The following is a 19,505-nucleotide window of genomic DNA, read 5'->3' on the forward strand; positions in this document are numbered from 1 at the left end:
CATGACCACACCACCCCTTTGGGACGGCCGGTACGAGGACGTCCTGGCCGAGCTGCTGCCGCGGCTCGCCGAGGAGCGGCCGCTGTCCGCCGAGGCCGGGCTGCGCGGCGCCGGGCTGGACTCGATGGCCATCGTCGAGCTGCTGGTGCGGCTGGAGGAGGCCTATCAGGTGTCCATCCCGGACGAGGAGTTGGGCCCCGAGGCCTTCGAGACCGTCGGCAGCCTGTGGGAGGTCGTCTCCGGGCGGCTGGACCCGGCCGTACCGCGCTGACCGGCACGCACACCACCGCTGAGAGAAAGGCTGGCATCCGTGCCGGTATCACTGGACATCGAAATATCAGCACCGGACCTGGTGCTCACCGGGGCCGAGACGGCCGCCACCGCACGGGTCGCCGCACTGCTCCGCGACCGGCCGGAAGGCACCCTGGTCGACGACCCCGCCTGGGTGGACTCGGCCCGTGAGCACTGGGAGGAACTGCCGACCCGTCTGCGCCGGGCCCTGCGGGCCTTCCGCCGGGCGCCCGGACCCGGCGGCGCCCTGCTCGTGCGCGGGCTGCCGGTCGCCGGGTCCGAGCTCGGCGCCACGCCGCTGAGCGACGGCTCGGTGCAGCGCGGCGCGACCGTACCGGCGTCGGTGCTGATGCTCGTCGCCTGCGGGCTCGGCGACCCCGCCGCCTTCCGGCCCGAGAAGACCGGAGCCCTCGTGCAGGACGTCGTCCCGGTGCCGGGACGCGAGGAGTTCCAGGGCAACGCGGGCTCCGTGCTGCTCACCTTCCACAACGAGAACGCCTTCCACCCGCACCGGCCGGACTTCGTCATGCTGCTGTGCCTGCGCGCCGACCCGGAGGGGCTGGCCGGACTGCGGACCTCCTGCGTGCGCGAGGTACTGCCGCTGCTGGACGCGCAGACCCGATCGGCGCTGCACCGACCGGAGTTCCGCACCGCGCCGCCGCCGTCCTTCGGCGGCAGCGACGGCCCCGCCGCACCGCACGCGGTGCTCACCGGGGCGTACGAGGACCCGGACCTGCGCGTGGACATGGCGGCCACCGAACCGCTCACCGAACGGGCCGCGGCCGCGCTGGCCGAGCTCCAACTCCTCTTCGAACGCACCGCCAGGACCGCCCGGCTGGAGCCCGGCGACCTCGCCGTCGTCGACAACCGGATCACCGTGCACGGGCGCACCGCCTTCAGCCCGCGCTTCGACGGCACCGACCGCTGGCTCCAGCGCACCTTCGTCCTCGCCGACCTGCGCCGCTCGCGCGCCCACCGGGCGGGCGACGGCTACGTGCTGGCCGACCCGACCGGACACACCGCGCACCCCGCCTGATCCACCACCTCCGCAGCCTGGCCGGGGCGGCCCTTCCTGGGCCCCGGCCAGGCTGCGCCGTCACGCCCGCGTACGCCCGTACGCCGCCGCACCCGTACGCCCGTACGCCCGTGCGCCCGCATGCCCCCGCGCCCGTACGGCGATGCCGTGCGCGGCGCCCACGCACCCACCGGCAGGCCGCTGCCCCGCAGCCGCCGCCCACCGGGCCGTTCCCGGCCCGGCCGTCCACCGATCGGAGCCACCCGTGACCACCGCCCTCTCCCCGGCCCCCGCCGCCGGGGCCGTCTCCACCGCTCCCGCCACCGCCCCGGCCCCCGCACCGGCCGTGGACCCGACCCGGGCGCCCGGTGTCGGCGGCCCCAGCCTGGCCGCCGCCCGGCCCGACCCGGCCGATCTGGACCCGCACCGCGCGCTGCGCGCACTCGCGCACTGGCAAGCCGACGGCCGGGACGCCGCCCGCTTCCCCTACCGCGCGGTCCTCGGCCACTACCGGGCCGTCGGCAAGAACGAGGTCGGGGCGGAGCTGCTGGACGCACTGCGCGCCGTCGTACCGGCGGCGCCGGGCGGGGTCGCCGCGCGGCTGCTCGCGGACTGGCTGCCGCAGGTGGTGGACGGGGCGCAGGGCGACTACGACAGCTACCTCGGCACCCCGGTCTACACCTCGCTGGCCGCGTCGGGCTCCTGCGCCCGCACGGAGCAGGTGATCACCGCCCTGCTGGCCGACGTGGTCGCCGTCGAGGCCGCCACGCTGGTCGGAGCCCCGGCCGGGCGGGCCCGTACCCGGGCCGCCCTGCGCGCCCTCACGGCCGCGGCCGGGCTCCCGACCGGCCGCGCGGACGCCGCCGGGCCGCAGGCGGCGCCGGACGATCCGGCCGAGCTGGTACGGGCCTGCGCCGACGCGGTCGCGGCGGCGCGGGACGCGCTGCCTGCCGACGTGCTGCGGGCGGTGGAACTGACGCTGACCCCGACCACCCGCTGCCACGACGAGCAGATGTTCATCCGGATCATCCAGGTCTTCGAGGCGGTCTTCGCGGCCGTCGCCCGGTCCATAGGGGCCGCCACCGACGCGGTGGCCACCGGCCGGGCCGACCTGGCCCGGGAGCTGTTGACGGACGCGACGCGACAGGTCACCGGGACCTCCGGGGTGTTCCGGGTGCTGACCACCATGCCCAAGGACGCCTTCGCGGTGATCCGCGCCAACACCGACGGCCGCAGCGCGGTGCAGTCCACCGCCTACCGGACCGTCGAGCGGTCCTCGCCGGAGCTGCACCGCGCCCTGCTGCGCGGTCCGCTCGCCGAGGGTGAACTGCTCACCACTATGCGGGAGTTGGACGATTCCTGGGGGGCGATGAAGCGGACCCACTGGGGCATCACGATGAAGGTGATCGGCAAGGTGCGCGGGACCGGCGGCACCGCCGGAGCCTCCTACCTCCGCGACGCGGCCGAGGCCCGACTCTTCCCCGCCCTCGGCCCAGCCGCGCGGCCTTCAGTCGGCGTTCAGTGAGCCGTCAGTGAGCCGCCGGGCACCGGTCACCGCACCGCCGGCCGGGCGCCGGACCGGCGCCCGGGAGCCGCCGGAAGAACGTCCGCGCCCGGCCAGGGCGGGCCCAGATCCCGATCAGGGCCGGGCGACAGCATCGAAGACAGAACGGCCGGCCCGCACGGTCAGCACCGCACCGGGCGGCTGCACGGGCCCGCCGACACCAACCCACCAGCGAAATCGGAGCGCAGTGATGAGCAGCGAGGACAGCACCGTCTACCAGGTCGTCGTCAACGACGAGGAGCAGTACTCGATCTGGCCGGCCGACCGGGAACTGCCGGCCGGGTGGCGCGCCGAGGGCCCGCAGGGCGAGAAGGCCCAGTGCCTGGCCCACATCGACGAGGTGTGGACCGACATGCGGCCGCTGAGCCTGCGCGTCGCCATGGAGCGGCAGGCCGCCGAGGCCGCCGCGCCGGCGACCGCCGGCTGAGCACGGGCTGAGCACGAGCGTCGCCCGAGGGCGAACGGTCGCCGACGGCGGCAGCAGGAACAGGGCATCGGACACCGAACGGTGAGGGAACAACGCGTGGACCCGCGACTTGAGCATCAGGACTGGATCTCGGCCATCTCCGCCACCGCGGCGGCCGATCCGGACCGCACGGCCTTCGAGTTCTCCGGAAAGGAGGACGCACCGGTCGAGCGGCTCAGCTACGGACAGCTCGACCGGCGGGCCCGCGCCGTCGCCGCCCGGTTGCAGCGCCTCGGTCTGACCGACCGCCCGGTCCTGCTGCTCCAGCCGCCGGGTCTGGACTACGTCGTCTCCTTCATCGGGTGCCTGTACGCCCGGGCCGTCGCGGTGCCGGTCTACCCGCCCAACCGTCGGCCGCGCTCCCTGGAGCGGCTCGTCGACATCGTCGCGGACTGCGGGGCGACGGTGGCGCTGACCACCGCCGCCGTCCGCGACCGGCTGCTGCCCGACGACCCGGACGGCGCGGTGATGGACGTACTGCGCCTGCTGGCGACCGACCGGGTGCCGGAAGAGGAAGCGGGGGAGTGGCACCACCCGCGGGTCGGCCCCGACACCGTCGCCTTCCTCCAGTACACCTCCGGCTCCACCTCGGCGCCGCGCGGCGTGGTCCTGACGCACGGGAACCTGCTGCACAACTCGGCCCTGATCCAGCGCGCCTTCCGCACCACCGGCGCCACCCGCGGCATGTCCTGGCTGCCGCTCTTCCACGACATGGGACTCATCGGCGGCATGCTCCAGCCGCTGTACTACCAGGGCTCCTGCTCGCTGATGTCCCCCACCTCCTTCGCCCAGGACCCGCTGCGCTGGCTGCGCGAGATCAGCCGCAGCGGGGCCACGGTCAGCGGCGGCCCCAACTTCGCCTACGACCTGTGCGCCGACCTGGCCACCCCCGAGGTGCTGGCCGGACTCGACCTGAGCAGCTGGGAAGTGGCGTTCAACGGCGCCGAACCGGTGCGCGCCGAGACCTTCCGGCGGTTCGCCGAGGCGTACGCCCCGGCGGGCTTCCGGGCCGAGGCCTTCACCCCCTGCTACGGGCTGGCCGAGGCCACCCTGATCGTCTCCTGCAAGCCGCACGGCACGGCCCCGGCCCGCTTCTCGGCCCCGAACGCCCTGCTCGCCGGAACCGGCGGGGCGGCGGACGAGCCGGTCACCGAGGCCGCCACCGGGGCGACCGGGGCGACCACCGAGCTGGTCAGCAGCGGCCGCCCGGACGATTCGCAGCGGCTGGAGATCGTCGACCCGGTCACCCGACGGGTGCTGCCCGCCGGGGAGATCGGCGAGATCTGGCTCGCCGGTCCGAGCGTGGCCCAGGGCTACTGGAACCGGCCCGAGCACACCGCGGCCACCTTCGGCGCCCGCCTCGCCCACGCCGGGGCCACCGACGAGGACCCCGCCTTCCTGCGCACCGGCGACCTCGGCCTGCTCCACGAGGGCGAGCTGTACGTCACCGGCCGCCTCAAGGACCTGATCATCGTCCGCGGCCGCAACCACTACCCGCAGGACATCGAACAGAGCGTGTCCGCCGTCCACCCCGCGCTGCGCGCCAACTGCGGCGCCGCCGTCCAGGTCGAACTGGCCGGCACCGCCGAGCTGGTGATCGTCCAGGAAGTGTCCCGGGACCACCAGGACGGTGACCTGACGGCGCTGGCCCGCGCGGTGCGCGAGGCCGTCGCGGAGGCGCACGGGATACGACCGGCCGCGGTGGTGCTGATCCGCGCCGCGACGCTGCCGCGCACCTCCAGCGGCAAGGTGCAGCGCCACGTGTGCGCCGCCTCCTACCGCGAGGGCGACCTCACCGCGCTGGCCCACAGCGGCCGCCCGCAGGGCGCCTCCGTGGAGCGGGCGTCCACCCTGGACGCCGCCGCGCTGCGCGGCGCCGAGCCGGCCGAACGCCCCGCGGTGCTGCTGGCCGCCCTGCGCTCCCTGCTCGCGGCCCGGCTCGGACTGGACGCGGCGGACCTCGCCCCCGAGCACCGGCTCGCCGAACTGGGTCTGGACTCGCTCGGCGCGGTCCGGCTGCGGCACGAACTGCACACCGCCCTGGGCGTGGACCTGACGCTGACCGAGGCGCTCGCGCTGGACCTGGCCGGACTGGCCGCCCTGCTCGCCGAGCGCTTCGAGGAAGCGGGCGCCGCGTCCGGACCGGCCGGCGCGCAGGAGCCCACCGCCCCCACCGAGCCCGGGGACCACCCGCTCTCGCCGAACCAGGCCGCCCTGTGGCTGCTGCACCAGGTCGCCCCGGAGAGCCCCGCCTACCTGGTCTCCACCGCCTTCCGCGTGCACGGCGCGCTCGACCCGACCGCCCTGAGCGACGCCCTGGCCGGCCTGACCCGGCGGCACGCGGTGCTGCGCAGCACCTTCCCCCGGACCGACTCCGGACCCGTCCAGCGGGTGCACGCCGAACTTCCGCCCGCCTTCGAGCGGGTCGACGCCTCCGGCTGGAGCGCGACCGAGCTGGCAGCCCGCCTGACCGAGGCCGCCGAGCAGCCCTTCGACCTGGAGGTCGGACCGCTGCTGCGGGCCCGGCTCTTCAGCGGGGCCGAGGGTGGTCACCACCTGGTCCTGACCGCCCACCACCTGGTGGCCGACCTGTGGTCGCTGTCCCTGCTGCTGGACGAACTGGCCGTCGGCGACCCGGCTGTGGCCGCCGCTCCGGCCGCCCCCTTCGCGGCGCACGCCCGTCGCCAGATCGCCCTGGTCGACACCGCGGCCGGGCAGCGCCGCCTGGACGGCTGGCGCACGGCCCTGGCCGGGGTCCGCGCCGGCACCTCCCTCCCCGCCGACCTGACGCCGCCCCGGCGCCAGCGGATGCGCGGCGCCGCGCTGCCGCTGGAGGTGGACGCCGCCACCACCGAGGCGCTGACCGCACTGGCCCGGCGCGAGGGCAGCACCCTGTACACGGTGCTGCTGGCGGCCTTCCAGCTCCTGCTGGCCCGCAGCACCGGCGAGCAGGACGTGGTCGTCGGCACCCCGACGCACGGCCGGGACGACGCCGCCTTCGCCCGTACGGTCGGCAGCCTGGTCAACACCGTGCCGCTGCGCGTCCGGATCGAGGCCGCCGAGCCGTTCACGGCCCTGCTGGCCCGGGTGCGGGAGAGCGCCCGGCTCGCGCTGGACGGCGCCGAGGTGCCCTTCCCGGCACTGGTCGAGCTGATCCGCCCGGACCGCGACCAGGGCGGCCGCCCGCTGGTGCGCAGCCTGTTCAGCCTCCAGCAGGCGCCCGGCGAGCACGCCGAGGCCCTGGTGGCGATGGCCACCGGTCAGGGCGGCGTGCCCTTCGCCCTCGGCGCCATGGACTGCTCGACGCTGGCGCTGCCGGTCGGCGGCAGCCAGTTCGACCTCCAACTGACCCTGGGCGAGGCGGCGGGCGGCCTGGCCGGCGCGGTCCGCTACGACACCGACCGCTACCTGCCGGCGACCGCCCGGCGCTTCGCCGCCCACTTCACCACCCTGCTGGCGGAGATCGCGGCCGACGCCGGCCGCCCGGCGGGCGAACTGCCCCTGCTGGCTCCGGCCGAGCGGGCCGCCGTCCTCGCCGCGGGCAACGACACCGCCCTCGCCTACGACCCCGCCGACGGGGTGGTGCGCCGCTTCGAGGCCCAGGCCGCCCGCACCCCGCACGCCGTGGCGGTCCGCGCCGCCGGCCCCGAGGGCGGCGAGGAGCTGGACTACCGGACCCTGGACCGGCTGGCCGACGGCGTCGCCGCCCGGCTGCGCACCCTGGGCATCGGCCCCGGCCGCACGGTGGCCGTCCTGCTGCCGCGAACCCCGCGGCTGCTCGCCGCCCTGCTCGGCGTGCTCAAGTCCGGCGCGGCCTACCTGCCGCTCGACCCGGGTCACCCGGCCGACCGGCTGGCTCTGGTGCTCGCCGACGGCGCGGCCGCGGCGGTGCTGAGCGACCTGCCCGCCGACCGGGTGCCCGCCGGGGACTGGACCCTGCTGGCGCTCGACACCATCGCCGAGGCGGAGCGCGACGCCGACACCACGATCGCGCCGCAGTCGCCGGCGTACGTCCTGCACACCTCCGGCTCGACCGGTCGCCCCAAGGGCGTGGTGGTCCCGCACCGGGCCCTGGCGAACCTGCTGTCCTCCTTCCAGCGCGACCTCGGGCTCGCCCCCGGCGCGGGCTGGCTCTCCGTCACCACCCCGGCCTTCGACATCGCCGCGCTGGAGTACTTCCTGCCGCTGGTCCACGGCGCGACCGTGCACCTGGCCGACACGGCCACGGCGGGCGACGGCTCCCGGCTGCGGGCCTGCCTGGAGACCGGTGGGATCAGCCACCTCCAGGCCACCCCGGTCACCTGGCAGTTGCTGCTCGACGCCGGCTGGGCGGGCACCCCCGGGCTGACGGCGCTGTGCGGCGGCGAGCGGCTGCCCGTGGAGCAGGCCGCGCAGCTGCTGGCCCGCGGCGCACGGCTCTGGCAGGTCTACGGGCCGACCGAGACCACGGTGTGGTCGGCGCGCGGTGAACTGACCGCGGCCGACGGGGAACTGCCCCTGGGCACCCCGGTCGCCAACACCCGGCTCTACCTGGTCGATCCGCTCCTCCAGCCGGTCCCGGACGGGGTCACCGGCGAGCTGTTGATCGGCGGCGACGGCCTGGCCCACGGCTACCTGGCCCGCCCCGGCCTGACCGCGGAACGCTTCGTCCCCGACGCCTTCGGCGCGGTCCCGGGCGCCCGGCTCTACCGCACCGGCGACCTCGTGCGGCGCGGCCCCGGCGGCGAGCTGCTCTTCGTCGGCCGCTCCGACACCCAGATCAAGCTGCACGGGCACCGCATCGAACTCGGCGAGATCGAGACCGCGTTGGAGCGGCTGCCCGCGGTGCGCCGCGCCGCGGTCGTCGTGGACGGCGAGGGCGCGCGGGCCCGGCTGGTCGGCTACCTGGAACAGCACGGCACCCCCGCGACCCCCGCCGCACTGCGCGAGGAACTGCGGCGCACCCTGCCCGGCTACGCGGTCCCCTCGCTGCTGGTGACGCTGGACGAACTCCCGCTGACCGCGAACGCCAAGGTGGACCGGCGGGCCCTGCCCGAGCCGGAGACCGCCCGCCCGTCGGGCGACGTGGAGGAGCCGGTCGGGGCGACCGAGCGGCGGATCGCCGCGATGCTCGCCGAACTGCTCGGAGCCGAGCGGATCGGACGCCACGAGGACCTCTTCGACCGCGGCGCGCACTCGCTGCTGCTGGCCCGCTTCGCCGAGCGCCTGCGGGCCGAGTTCGGCGCCGCGCCGGCCCTGCACCTGCTCTTCGACCGGCCCACCGTGGCCGCCGTGGCCGCCCTGGTCGAAGAAGCCGCGGACCGCGGCCCCGGGTCCGTCCCGGCGACGCGGCCGGCGCCGGTTCGGGTGGACCGCGGCCGCTACGCCGTCAGCCGCGGTGCCGACGGCGCGCTGCGCCCGGTGCTCACCGGCGCGGTCGCCGAGGGGGAAGCGCGATGACCTCCGTCCCCTTCCTTCCGGCCGAGCGGGCCGAGCGGCCGCACGCCGGCCCCGGCGGCTCCCCGGTGGACCGCTCGTACCTGCTGCGATGTCCGGTCTGCCGCGAGAGCCACGAGGACGACGGCCTGCGGCTGGACTGCGCCGAGGCGCACCGGCCCGGCCTGCTCGCCACCGAGTACGCCCGCCCGTTCACCCCCGGGCCCGGCACCGGCCCGTTCCGCTACGCCTGCTGGCTGCCGACCGCCGGCCGGGAGCTGCCCGAGGGCGCCATCGGCGCCACCTACCGGGCCGAGGCCCTGGGCCGCGAGCTGGGACTGCCCGAGCTGTGGGTCGCCTTCAGCGGCTACTGGCCCGAGCGCGGCGCGGCGCTGGAGACCGGCAGCTTCAAGGAGCTGGAGGCGCAGGTGGTGCTGGCCCGGCTGCCCGAGCGCCCGCCGGTCCTGGTCGTCGCCTCGGCCGGGAACACCGCCGCGGCCTTCCTGCGGGCCTGCTCGCGGCAGCGCGTGGACTGCCTGCTCGTGGTGCCGGAGGCGGCGCTGCCCGCGCTCGGCGCCGCGGGCGAACGCGCCGACTGCGTCCGCCTGGTGACCGTCGCGGGCGACTACACCGACGCGATCGACCTGGCCGACGCGATCTGCGCCCGGCCCGGATACCAGGCCGAGGGCGGCACCCGCAACGTGGCCCGCCGCGACGGCCTGGGGACCGCGCTGCTCGCCGCCGCCGAGACCATCGGTCGCCTGCCGGACCACTACGTGCAAGCGGTGGGCAGCGGGGCCGGCGCGATCGCCGCCCACCAGGCGGCCCGGCGGCTGCTGGCGGCCGGCTTCCCGGCGGCCCGGCGCCCGGGCGCCGCGGCGGGCGGACTGCCGCGGCTGACGCTCTGCCAGAACGCGCCCTTCGCGCCGATGGTCCGGGCGTGGGAAGAGGGACTGGACGCGCCGGTCATCGGCGACGGCCCCGAGGTGCGGGCCGCGGTGGCCGCCGTACACGCCCCGGAGCTGACCACGCGCAAGCCGCCGTACGCGGTGGCGGGCGGGGTGCGCGAGATCGTCACCGAGAGCGGCGGCGAGCTGTTGGCGGTGGACAACGCCGAAGCGGCGGCCGCCGGGCGGCTGTTCGCGGCGGCCGAAGGCATCGACATCGAACCCGCCGCGGCGGTCGCCGTGTCCGGGCTGTGCCGGGCGGTCGCCGCCGGCCGGATCCGGCCCGAGGAGACCGTACTGCTGCACGTGACCGGCGGCGGCCGGGCCCGCCGCGCGCGCACCCACCCGCCGGTCCCGGTCCAGCCCGACCTGCGGATACCGGCCGGGCTGGGCGCCGAGGCCGCCGCCTACCTGGTGACCGGCGCATGACGACCCCGCCCCGCGCCGCCGAGCACCTTCCCGATCCCGAGATCCCCCCTGACGTCGTCCCCGTCCCCTCCGGTCGGCAGAAAGCAGAGCAGACCATGCAACAGTTCGCCTTTCCCGCCACCTCGGCCCAGCGCCGGATCTGGCTGGTGGAGCGGCTGATCCCCGGGACCAGCGCCTACCACCTGCCCTTCGCCCTGCACCTGGACGGCCCCCTCGAGACGGCCGCCCTGGAGGGCGCGCTGACCGGGCTGGTCCACCGGCACGAGTCGCTGCGCACCTGCTTCGAGCAGGCGGACGGCGAACTGGTCCAACTGGTCGACGAGCGAGCCACGTTCGCCCTGGAGCGGCGGGAGACCGCGGACGCCGAGCTGGAGCGCGTACTGGCCGCCGACGCCGCACGCCCCTTCGACCTGACCCGCGGCCCGCTGCTGCGCGCGACCCTGCACCGGCTGGCGCCGGAGCGCCACGTGCTGGCGATCACCGTGCACCACCTCGTGGCCGACATGTGGTCGATCGGCATCCTGCTGGCCGAACTGGCCCAGGGCTACGCCGGCCGCGCCGGCGAGCTGCCCGAACTGCCGATCCAGTACGGCGACTTCGCCGTCTGGGAGGCCGAGGCGCGGGCCGCCGTCGACGAGACGGGCCTGGCCTACTGGCACCGGGCGCTCGCCGGCGCCCCCGACCTGCTGGAACTTCCCGGCGACCGGCCCCGCCCGGCCGTGCAGTCGCTGCGCGGGGACACGCTCGCGGTGGAGGTCCCGGCAGAGCTGTCCGCCGGGGTGCGGGCCCTGTGCCGGCGGGCCGGGGTGACCCCCTTCATGGCGCTGCTGGCCGCCTTCCAAGCGGTACTGGCCCTGCACAGCGGCAGCGAGGACATCGTCGTCGGCACCGGCGCGGCGGTGCGCCCGCCCGAGGCCGAGACGCTGATCGGCTGCTTCATCAACATCCTGCCGCTGCGCACCTCGCTGGCCGGTGACCCGACCTTCGAGGAGCTGCTGGGCCGCGTCCGTGCGGCCGCGCTGGGCGCCTTCGAGCACCAGGAGCTGCCCTTCGAGCGGATGCTCCCGGAGCGGCCGGCGGCCCCCGCGCTCAGCCACAACCCGCTGGTGCAGTCGCTGCTGCTGGTGCAGAACGCGCCGCTGGCGCCGCCGGAACTGCCCGGCCTCTCGGTCACCGTGCGGGAAGTTCCGCGCGGCGGCGCGCAGACCGACCTCAACCTCCAACTGCGCGAGGTGGACGGCGCGTTCACCGGTACCGTCGAGTTCGCGAGCGACCTGTTCGACGCGGCCACGGTCCACCGCCTGATCGGCCACTGGCAGACCCTGCTGGCCGCCGCGGTCGCCGAGCCCGGCACCCGGCTGACGGCGCTCCCGGTCCTCACCCCGGCCGAGCGGCACCAGGCCCTGGTGGAGTGGAACGACACGGCCCACGCCTACCCGCAGGGCGGAGCCCTGCTGCACGAGCTCTTCGAGCGGCGCGAGGCCGCGGACCCGCAGGCAGCGGCCGTCGTCGGCCCCGGCGGCGAGCTGACCTACGCCGGGCTCGACGCGCTCGCCGAGCGGATCGCCGGACGCCTGACCGAGCTGGGCGTGGGCCCGGACACCACCGTCGGACTCTGCCTGTCCAAGGGCCCCGCGCTGGTGGCGGCCGTGCTCGGCGTGCTGAAGGCGGGCGGCGCCTACCTGCCGCTGGACCCGGCCTACCCGGCGCAGCGCCTGGCCTTCATGCTCCGGGACGCGGCCCCGCCGGTGGTCCTCACCGAGCGGGCCCTGGCCGAGCTGCTGCCGGCCGTCGGGGCCGAGGTGCTGGAGGTGGAGGACGCCGAGCAGTGGCCCGACACCCGGCGGCGCCCGGCCGCGCTGGCCCCGGACCACCTCGCCTACGTCATCTACACCTCGGGCTCCACCGGCACCCCCAAGGGGATCGCCGTCCCGCACCGCGGCGTGGTCAACAACCTGCTCGACCTCAACGACACCTACGGCATCGAGGCCGGCGACCGGGTGCTCGGCCTGTCGTCCCCCAGCTTCGACATGTTCGTCTACGAGACGCTCGGCATCCTGGCGGCCGGCGGCGCGGTCGTCATGCCGCACCCGGACCGGGCCCGCGACCCGCACCACTGGGTGGACCTGGTGCGCCGGCACAAGGTGACGGTGTGGAACTCGGCCCCGGCCCTGGCGGACGCCTTCGTCCGGGCGGGGGAGGAGCGGGGGGTCCGACTGCCCCGGCTCAAGGCGGCCTTCTTCGGCGGCGACTGGATCCCGGTGGGGCTGCCCGCGCGGCTGCGCCGCCTCGCGCCGGACCTGGCCTTCATCGCGCTCGGCGGCGCCACCGAGGCGTCCATCCACTCGATCACCTACCCGGTGATCGAAACCGACCCGGCGTGGACGAGCATCCCCTACGGCCGCCCCATGGTGAACCAGCAGGCCGTCGTCCTGACCCCCGGTCTGGCACCGGCGCCGATCGGGGTGCCGGGCGAACTCTGCCTCGCCGGCACCGGATTGACCCGCGGCTACCTGAACCGCCCCGCCCTGACCGCCGACCGCTACCGCCCGCACCCGGGCGCCGGCACCGGCCCGGTGCCGAGCGGAGCGCGGCTGTACCGCACCGGCGACCTCGCCCGCACCCGCGCCGACGGGGTGATCGAACTGATCGGGCGCCTCGACCACCAGGTCAAACTGCGCGGCCTGCGCATCGAACTCGGCGAGATCGAGGCCGTGTTGCGCCGCCACCCCGACATCGACCGGGCCGTGGTCAGCGCCCACGGCAGCGGTGAGGACCGGCGCCTGATCGGCTACCTGGTGCCCGCCGGGGACGCCGCCGCGGTCCCGTCGGCCGCCGCACTGCGCGCGCTGCTGGGCGCGGAGCTGCCCGAGCACATGGTCCCGACCGCCTTCGTCACGCTGGACGCGCTGCCCCTGTCGCCCAACGGCAAGGTGGACCGTAGCGCGCTGCCCGAGCCCGACGGCCTGGCCGAGCGCGCGAGCGCCGCGTACGTGGCCCCCCGCGACGACGTCGAACTGGTGCTCGCCGCGCTCTGGGCCGAGCTACTGGACACCGACCGGGTCGGCGCCGAGGACGACTTCTTCGCGCTCGGCGGCCACTCGCTGCTCGCCACCCGGCTCGCCTCGGCGCTGCTGGAGACCTTCGGCGTCGAACTGCCCCTGCGCGACCTCTTCGAGGCGTCCACCCTCGCCGAGCAGGCGCGGCGCCTCGTCGCCCGGGGCCACGAGGGCGGAACGGACGTCGCGGCCGTGGCCCACATCGCGGCCGGACTGCTGGAGATGACCGACGAGGAGGCCCTCGGGCTGCTCGCCGAACACGAGGAGAGCATGGCATGAGCACCACCACCACGACCGCGGGCACCGGGGTCCTCGCCGACTACGCGGGCCTCGGCGCGCAGCGCCTGGCCGCCGCCGACCCGCTGCTCAGCGACCTGCTGGAGCGCGAACACGCACGGCAGAACGACACCCTGGCCATGGTGGCCGCCTCCAGCAGCGCCGACCCCTCGGTCCTGGCCTGCGCCGGAGCGAGCATCTCCAACGTCACCACCGAGGGCTACCCCGGCGCCCGCTACCACGCCGGCTGCGAACTGGTCGACGAGGTCGAGCGGTTGGCGGTGGCCCGGGCCCGCTCGCTGTTCGGGGCCCGGTACGCCAACGTACAGCCGCACTCGGGCAGCACCGCCAACCAGATCGTCCTGTGCACCCTGATGAAGCCGGGCGACACCCTGCTCGGCATGGAGCTGAGCGCCGGCGGGCACCTCACCCACGGCTCCCCGGCCTCGGTCTCGGGCCGCTTCTTCCACGCGGTCGGCTACGGCACCGACGCCGACGGCATGCTCGACTACGAGCAGGTCGCCGCACTGGCCCGGGAGCACCGCCCCAAGGTGATCGTCTGCGGCGCCAGCGCCTACCCGCGCACCGTGGACTTCCCCCGGTTCCGGCAGATCGCCGACGAGGTCGGCGCCTTCCTGCTCGCCGACATCTCCCACATAGCCGGCCTGGTCGCGGCCGGACTGCACCCCAGCCCGGTGGACCACGCGCACGCCACCACCACCAGCACCTACAAGCAGCTGTACGGGCCCCGCGGCGGCCTGATCCTGCTCGGCCGCGACGCCGACCTGCCCGTGCCCGGCACCCGGCGCACCCTGGCCCAGGCCATCTCGCACGGCACCTTCCCCTTCCTCCAGGGCACCCCGGACCTGGGCGCGGTCGCGGCCAAGGCCCGCGCCTTCGACATCGCCGCCCAGCCGGAGTTCCGCGCCCTCGCCGAGCGCGTGGTCTGCGACGCCCGCGAACTCGCGGACGCCTTCACCGGGCTCGGCCACACCCTGGTCACCGGCGGCACCGACAACCACATGGTGCTCCTGAACCTCGGCCCCCGCGGCCTGACCGGCGCGATCGCCGAATCCGCGCTGGCCGACTGCGGGATCGTCGTCAACCGCAACCGGATACCGGACGACCCCCACGGCCCCCGGATCACCAGCGGCATCCGCTTCGGCACCAACACCCTCGCGCTGCGGGCCATGGGCCCCGTCGAGATGCGCCGCTGCGCCGCGCTGATCGACCGGGTGCTCACCGCCGTGGTGCCCCACGGCGAGCGCGAGTTCACCCTCGACGACGCCGTGCGCGCCGAGGTGCGGGGCGAAGTCACCCGGCTCTGCCGGGAGTTCCCGCTGCCGCACCACCTGCCGGCCTGACCCACTTCCCGCCACCGACCCTCCCGGGACCACCCAATGAGCCAGTCACCCCAGCGCACCGCGCTCTCCTCCGACAAGCGCCGGCTGCTCGCCAAGCTGCTCCAGCAGCAGGGCATCGCCCGCGCCGGCGCCGCCGACCTGATCGCCCGGCGCCCCGAAGGGGCCCGGCTGCCGCTGTCCTTCGCCCAGCAGCGCCTCTGGTTCGTCGAGCAGTTCGCCGGTCCGAGCCCGCTCTACAGCATCGCCTGCACCGTCCGGCTGACCGGACGGCTGGACGCCGCCGCGCTCGAGGGGGCCCTGGGCCGGGTGGTGGCCCGGCACGAGGCGCTGCGCACCACCTTCCGGGTCGAGGACGGCCGCCCCGAGCAGGTCGTCCTCGCCCCGGCCGGGATCGCGCTGCCGCTCACCGACCTGTCCGAGCTGACCGGGGACGCGCGGCGGGACGCGCTCGCCGAGCTGACCGAGCGGGAGAGCCGCCGCCCCTTCGACCTGGCCACCGGTCCGCTGCTGAGGGCCGTGCTGGTCCGGCTGGCCGAGGAGGAGCACGTCCTGGTGCTCACCGTCCACCACATCGTGGCGGACGGCTGGTCGCTGGACGTCCTGGTGCGCGAACTGGCCCACCACTACCGGGCGGACGCCGTCGAACTGCCCGAACTGCCCGTACAGTACGCCGACTTCGCGCTCTGGCAGCACGAGCGCTCCGGCGCGACGCTGGAGAACCAACTGGCCCACTGGCGCGAGCGACTGGCGGGCGCGCCCAGCACCGTGGACCTGCCCACCGACCGACCGCGCACCGCCCGCCAGGGCTTCGCGGGCGCCTGCTTCCCGTGGCGGCTGGACGGTGACCTGGCCACCCGGCTGACCGCGCTCGCCCGCGAGCACGACGCCACCCTCTACATGGTCCTGCTCGCCGGCTTCACGGCCGTGGCCCACCGCTGGAGCGGGCAGGAGGACCTGGTCATCGGCTCGCCGATCGCCAACCGCAACCACCCCCAGACCGAGGGCCTGATCGGCTTCTTCGTCAACATGCTGCCGCTGCGCGCGGACCTGTCCGGCAACCCGACCTTCCGCGAACTGACCGCCCGGGTACGGGAGTCGGCGCTCGCCGCCTACGCCCACCAGGACGTGCCCTTCGAGCGGATCGTCGAGGAGACCCGCCCGGACCGCGACGCGGGCGGCCGCACCCCCTTCGCCAACCTGCTGCTGGTCCTCCAGAACACCCCGGAGACCCGGATCGAGCTGCCCGGGCTGCGGATGGACGTGGCCGCGGTGGACACCGGCACCGCCAAGTTCGACCTGCACCTCCAGGTCACCGAAACCCCCGAGGGCCTGACCGGCCTGGCCGACTACAGCACCGAGCTGTACGACGAGGCCACCGTGCGCCGGTTCATCGACCAGTGGCTGTGCCTGCTGGCGGCCGCGGTCGACGCCCCGGACACCCGCCTGGACGCGCTGGCGCTGCTGACCGCCGCCGAGCGCCGCGCCGAGCTCGGTGCCGGAGCGGCCCGGCGGACCGCCGCGGCGCAGCCCGCCAGCCTGCCCGCGGCCTTCGCCGCCCAGGCCCGGCTGCGACCCGACGCGATCGCGGTCGGCTGCGGCGAGGAGCGGCTGACCTACGCCGAGCTGGACCGCCGCTCGGACGCGCTGGCCCGCCGGCTGCGCGAGCTGGGGGCGGGCCCGGAGAGCCGCGTGGCGATCTGCGTCGAACCGTCGGTGCGCCTGGTCACCGGGATCCTCGGCATCCTCAAGAGCGGCGCCGCCTACGTCCCGCTCGACCCGCGCCACCCGGCCGACCGACTGGCCTTCACCCTCGGCGACTGCGGCGCCGCGGCCCTGGTCGCCGACCCGGAGCACGCCGCGCTCGCCGACGGCATCCCGACCCTGGACGTCGACCAGCCGCCCTCCGCGCAGTCGCTGGAGCCGGCCCCGCTGGGTCCGGACCACCTCGCGTACGTGATCTACACCTCCGGCACCACCGGCCGGCCCAAGGGCGCGCTGCTCACCCACGCCAACGTGCTGCGGCTGTTCGACGCGGCCGCCGGGGACGTGTCCTTCGGCCCGGACGACGTCTGGTCCCTCTACCACTCGGCCGCCTTCGACTTCTCGGTCTGGGAGATCTGGGGCGCGCTGCTGCACGGCGGCCGGATCGCCGTGGTGCCGCAGGAGGCCCGCCGCACCCCCGCCGCCTGCCACGCTCTGGTGCGCGCCGAAGGCGTCACCGTGCTCAGCCAGACGCCCACCGCCTTCCGCCAGTTCGCGGACGCCGACGCCGCGGCCGGCGCCCGCGACACCGGCCCGCTCGCACTGCGGCACGTGGTGTTCGGCGGCGAGGCCCTGGAACCGGGCACGCTGCGCGACTGGGCCGCCCGGCACCCCGACGGACCGCGCCTGGTGAACATGTACGGCATCACCGAGACCACCGTGCACGTCACCGCGCACACCCTCGGCGCGGCCGACCTGACCGCCCCCGGCAGCGTGATCGGCCGCCCGCTCGCCGACCTCGCGGTGCACCTGCTGGACCGGCGCGGCGAGCCCGTGCCGCCCGGGGTCCCCGGCGAGCTGTGCGTCGGGGGGCCGGGCCTGGCCCGCGGCTACCTCGGCCGCCCCGGCCTGACCGCCGAACGCTTCGTCCCCTCCCCGCTCGGCGACGGCGCGCGCCTGTACCGCAGCGGCGACCTGGCCCGGCGGCTGCCCGACGGCACGCTGGAGTACCTGGGACGCATCGACCAGCAGGTCAAGGTCCGCGGCCACCGGGTCGAACTCGGCGAGATCGAAGCCGAGCTGGGCGCCCACCCGGACGTACGGCACGTCGCCGTGCTGCCCAGCCGGGCCCCGGACGGCGCCACCGGACTCGTCGCCTACCTGGTCCCCGACCAGGAGGCGGCAGCGCGGCCGGAGCGGGACGAGGTCCGCGCGGCCGACACCGCCCAGGTCGCCCAGTGGCGCACGGTCTTCGACACCGCATACGACCAGTACGAGCAGGTCGGCGGCGCCGACCCCACCTTCAACATCCGCGGCTGGAGCAGCAGTTACACCGGCGAGCCGATCCCCGCCGAGGAGATGCGGCGCTGGGTCGAGGACACCGTCGAGCTGGTCCGCCGCACCGGCCCGCGCCGGGTCCTGGAGATCGGCAGCGGCACCGGCCTGCTCCTCTTCCGGCTGGCGGGCGCCTGCGAGCAGTACACGGGCCTGGACCTCTCCGAGACCGCGGTCGCCCACGTCCGCCGCCACCTCCCCGCGGACTGGGAGCACGTACGGCTGCTGCGCCGGGCCGGGCACGAGGTGGACGACCTCGCGGACGAGCGGTTCGACACCGTGATCGTCAACTCGGTGGCGCAGTACCTGCCGAGCGCCGGCTACCTGGTCGAGGTGCTCACCAAGGCCGCCGCCGTGCTCGCCCCGGGCGGGCGCATCGTGGTCGGCGACGTGCGCCACCTGGCCCTCCTCGACGCCTTCCAGGTCTCGGTCCTGCGGCCGGGCCTGCCCGCCGGGGCCGCCGAGTCGGAGTTGGCCCGCCAGGTGCGCCTCGCCGTGCGGCAGGAGGACGAGCTGCTCCTGGACCCGCGCTTCTTCGAGGCGCTGCGCCGGGAGATCCCGCGGATCGGCCGCGTCGAGGTGACGCTCAAGCCCGGCCGCGACCCCAACGAGATGACCCGCTACCGCTACGACGTGGTGCTGCACCTGGACACCGCGCCCGAACCCACCGCCCCGGCCCGCACGGTGGCGTGGACCGGCGGCGACCCGCGGGCCCTGCTGGACGGCTCCCCGCTCGTGGTCACCGGCATCCCCAACGCCCGGGTGCACGCGGACGCCCGTACCGCCGCCCGCATCACCGGCACGGCCGAGGGCGAGAGCGAGGCCACGGCCGAGGACCCCACCGCCCTCGACCCGCAGGAACTGCGCGAGCTGGCCGACGCGCTCGGTCTCGCCGTCGACCTGAGCTGGGCGGCCGGCGACCCGCTCGGCCGCTTCGACGCCGCCTTCCGCCCCGCCGGGACCGCCCCGGAGAGCGCCGCGGCGCCCGCCGGGGACAGCGCGGGCCTGCCGTGGCCGCACTGGGCCAACGACCCGCACCGCGGCCGCGCCGCCCGCGGCCTGGTCCCCCGGCTCCGCACCCACCTGCGGGAACGACTGCCGGAGTACATGGTTCCGGAGGCCTTCGTCACCCTGGACGGGCTCCCGCTGACGGCCAACGGCAAGCTCGACCGGGCCGCGCTCCCCGCACCGGACTGGTCCACCGGGTCCTCCACCCTGCTCGCCCCGCGCGACGACACCGAACGGGCCCTCGCCGAGATCTGGAGCGCCGTCCTCGGCGTTGCCCGGATCGGCCTCGCCGACGACTTCTTCGACCTCGGCGGCCACTCGCTGCTCGCCGTCCAGGTGACCGCCGCCGTCCGCGAGGCACTGGGCCGCGAGCTGACCGTACGGGCGCTCTTCGAGGCGCCGGTCCTCGGCGAGTACGCCGAGACGGTGCGCCGCGCCCCGGTCGCCGACGTCCCCGCCGAGCCGGTCGCACCGGTGCGCGAGGCCGTACCGGCCGCCGACGCCGGCTTCGACGACCTGTCCGCCGAGGAACTGGCCGCGCTGATGGGCGGGGAGCTGTGAGCGCCCCCGACCTGACCCGCGCAACGGACCCCGCGTCCGCCCCGAACCCCGACCCCACCCCCGTGCAGGAGCAC

9 protein-coding genes are annotated in these 19,505 nt (G+C 76.1%); all 9 read left to right on the top strand.

Translation table 11 applies throughout. The features are described 5' to 3' along the window. Position 1: 1 nt before the first annotated feature. The 9 genes from ACZ4UB_RS10775 to ACZ4UB_RS10815 all read left to right on the top strand — a co-directional run bounded on the left by ACZ4UB_RS10775 (position 2) and on the right by ACZ4UB_RS10815 (position 19,431). Positions 2-271 carry a phosphopantetheine-binding protein gene (locus tag ACZ4UB_RS10775; RefSeq protein WP_467965451.1) on the top strand — a complete coding sequence of 90 codons (270 nt, stop codon included), beginning with the start codon at positions 2-4 and terminating at the stop codon, positions 269-271. Positions 272-301: 30 nt separating this feature from the next. Continuing rightward, positions 302-1,327 (top strand): TauD/TfdA family dioxygenase, encoded by a 1,026-nt coding sequence (locus ACZ4UB_RS10780; protein ID WP_468069948.1) that lies wholly within the window; start codon positions 302-304, stop codon positions 1,325-1,327. A 244-nt stretch (positions 1,328-1,571) separates the two neighbouring features. Further along, positions 1,572-2,831, top strand: a complete 1,260-nt coding sequence (locus tag ACZ4UB_RS10785; protein ID WP_468069717.1) for a tryptophan 2,3-dioxygenase — start codon at positions 1,572-1,574, stop codon at positions 2,829-2,831. Between the two features lie 229 nt (positions 2,832-3,060). After that, positions 3,061-3,297 (top strand): MbtH family protein, encoded by a 237-nt coding sequence (locus tag ACZ4UB_RS10790; protein WP_467965447.1) that lies wholly within the window; start codon positions 3,061-3,063, stop codon positions 3,295-3,297. Between the two features lie 96 nt (positions 3,298-3,393). Then, positions 3,394-8,775 (top strand): amino acid adenylation domain-containing protein, encoded by a 5,382-nt coding sequence (locus tag ACZ4UB_RS10795; protein WP_468069719.1) that lies wholly within the window; start codon positions 3,394-3,396, stop codon positions 8,773-8,775. Then, positions 8,772-10,127, top strand: a complete 1,356-nt coding sequence (locus ACZ4UB_RS10800) for a cysteate synthase (protein ID WP_468069721.1) — start codon at positions 8,772-8,774, stop codon at positions 10,125-10,127. The genes ACZ4UB_RS10795 and ACZ4UB_RS10800 overlap by 4 nt, the downstream gene beginning before the upstream one ends. Further along, the gene (locus ACZ4UB_RS10805) at positions 10,124-13,465 is read left to right on the top strand and encodes a non-ribosomal peptide synthetase (protein ID WP_468069722.1); all 3,342 of its coding nucleotides are present in this window, start codon (positions 10,124-10,126) and stop codon (positions 13,463-13,465) included. Before ACZ4UB_RS10800 ends, ACZ4UB_RS10805 begins: the two co-directional genes overlap by 4 nt. After that, on the top strand, positions 13,462-14,826 hold the full coding sequence (locus tag ACZ4UB_RS10810) for a serine hydroxymethyltransferase (RefSeq protein ID WP_468069723.1): 1,365 nt from the start codon (positions 13,462-13,464) through the stop codon (positions 14,824-14,826). The genes ACZ4UB_RS10805 and ACZ4UB_RS10810 overlap by 4 nt, the downstream gene beginning before the upstream one ends. Positions 14,827-14,862: 36 nt before the next feature. Next, the gene (locus tag ACZ4UB_RS10815; protein ID WP_468069725.1) at positions 14,863-19,431 is read left to right on the top strand and encodes a non-ribosomal peptide synthetase; all 4,569 of its coding nucleotides are present in this window, start codon (positions 14,863-14,865) and stop codon (positions 19,429-19,431) included. Positions 19,432-19,505 lie beyond the last annotated feature (74 nt).

This window comes from Streptomyces sp. NPDC028419, from assembly GCF_055565515.1.

Bases quoted from the DNA above. Each gene is read 5' to 3' on its own strand.
- ACZ4UB_RS10775 (WP_467965451.1), top strand. From the start codon at position 2: ATGACCACACCACCCCTTTGGGACGGCCGGTACGAGGACGTCCTGGCC.
- ACZ4UB_RS10790 (WP_467965447.1), top strand. From the start codon at position 3,061: ATGAGCAGCGAGGACAGCACCGTCTACCAGGTCGTCGTCAACGACGAG.
- ACZ4UB_RS10800 (WP_468069721.1), top strand. From the start codon at position 8,772: ATGACCTCCGTCCCCTTCCTTCCGGCCGAGCGGGCCGAGCGGCCGCAC.
- ACZ4UB_RS10805 (WP_468069722.1), top strand. From the start codon at position 10,124: ATGACGACCCCGCCCCGCGCCGCCGAGCACCTTCCCGATCCCGAGATC.
- ACZ4UB_RS10810 (WP_468069723.1), top strand. From the start codon at position 13,462: ATGAGCACCACCACCACGACCGCGGGCACCGGGGTCCTCGCCGACTAC.
- ACZ4UB_RS10815 (WP_468069725.1), top strand. From the start codon at position 14,863: ATGAGCCAGTCACCCCAGCGCACCGCGCTCTCCTCCGACAAGCGCCGG.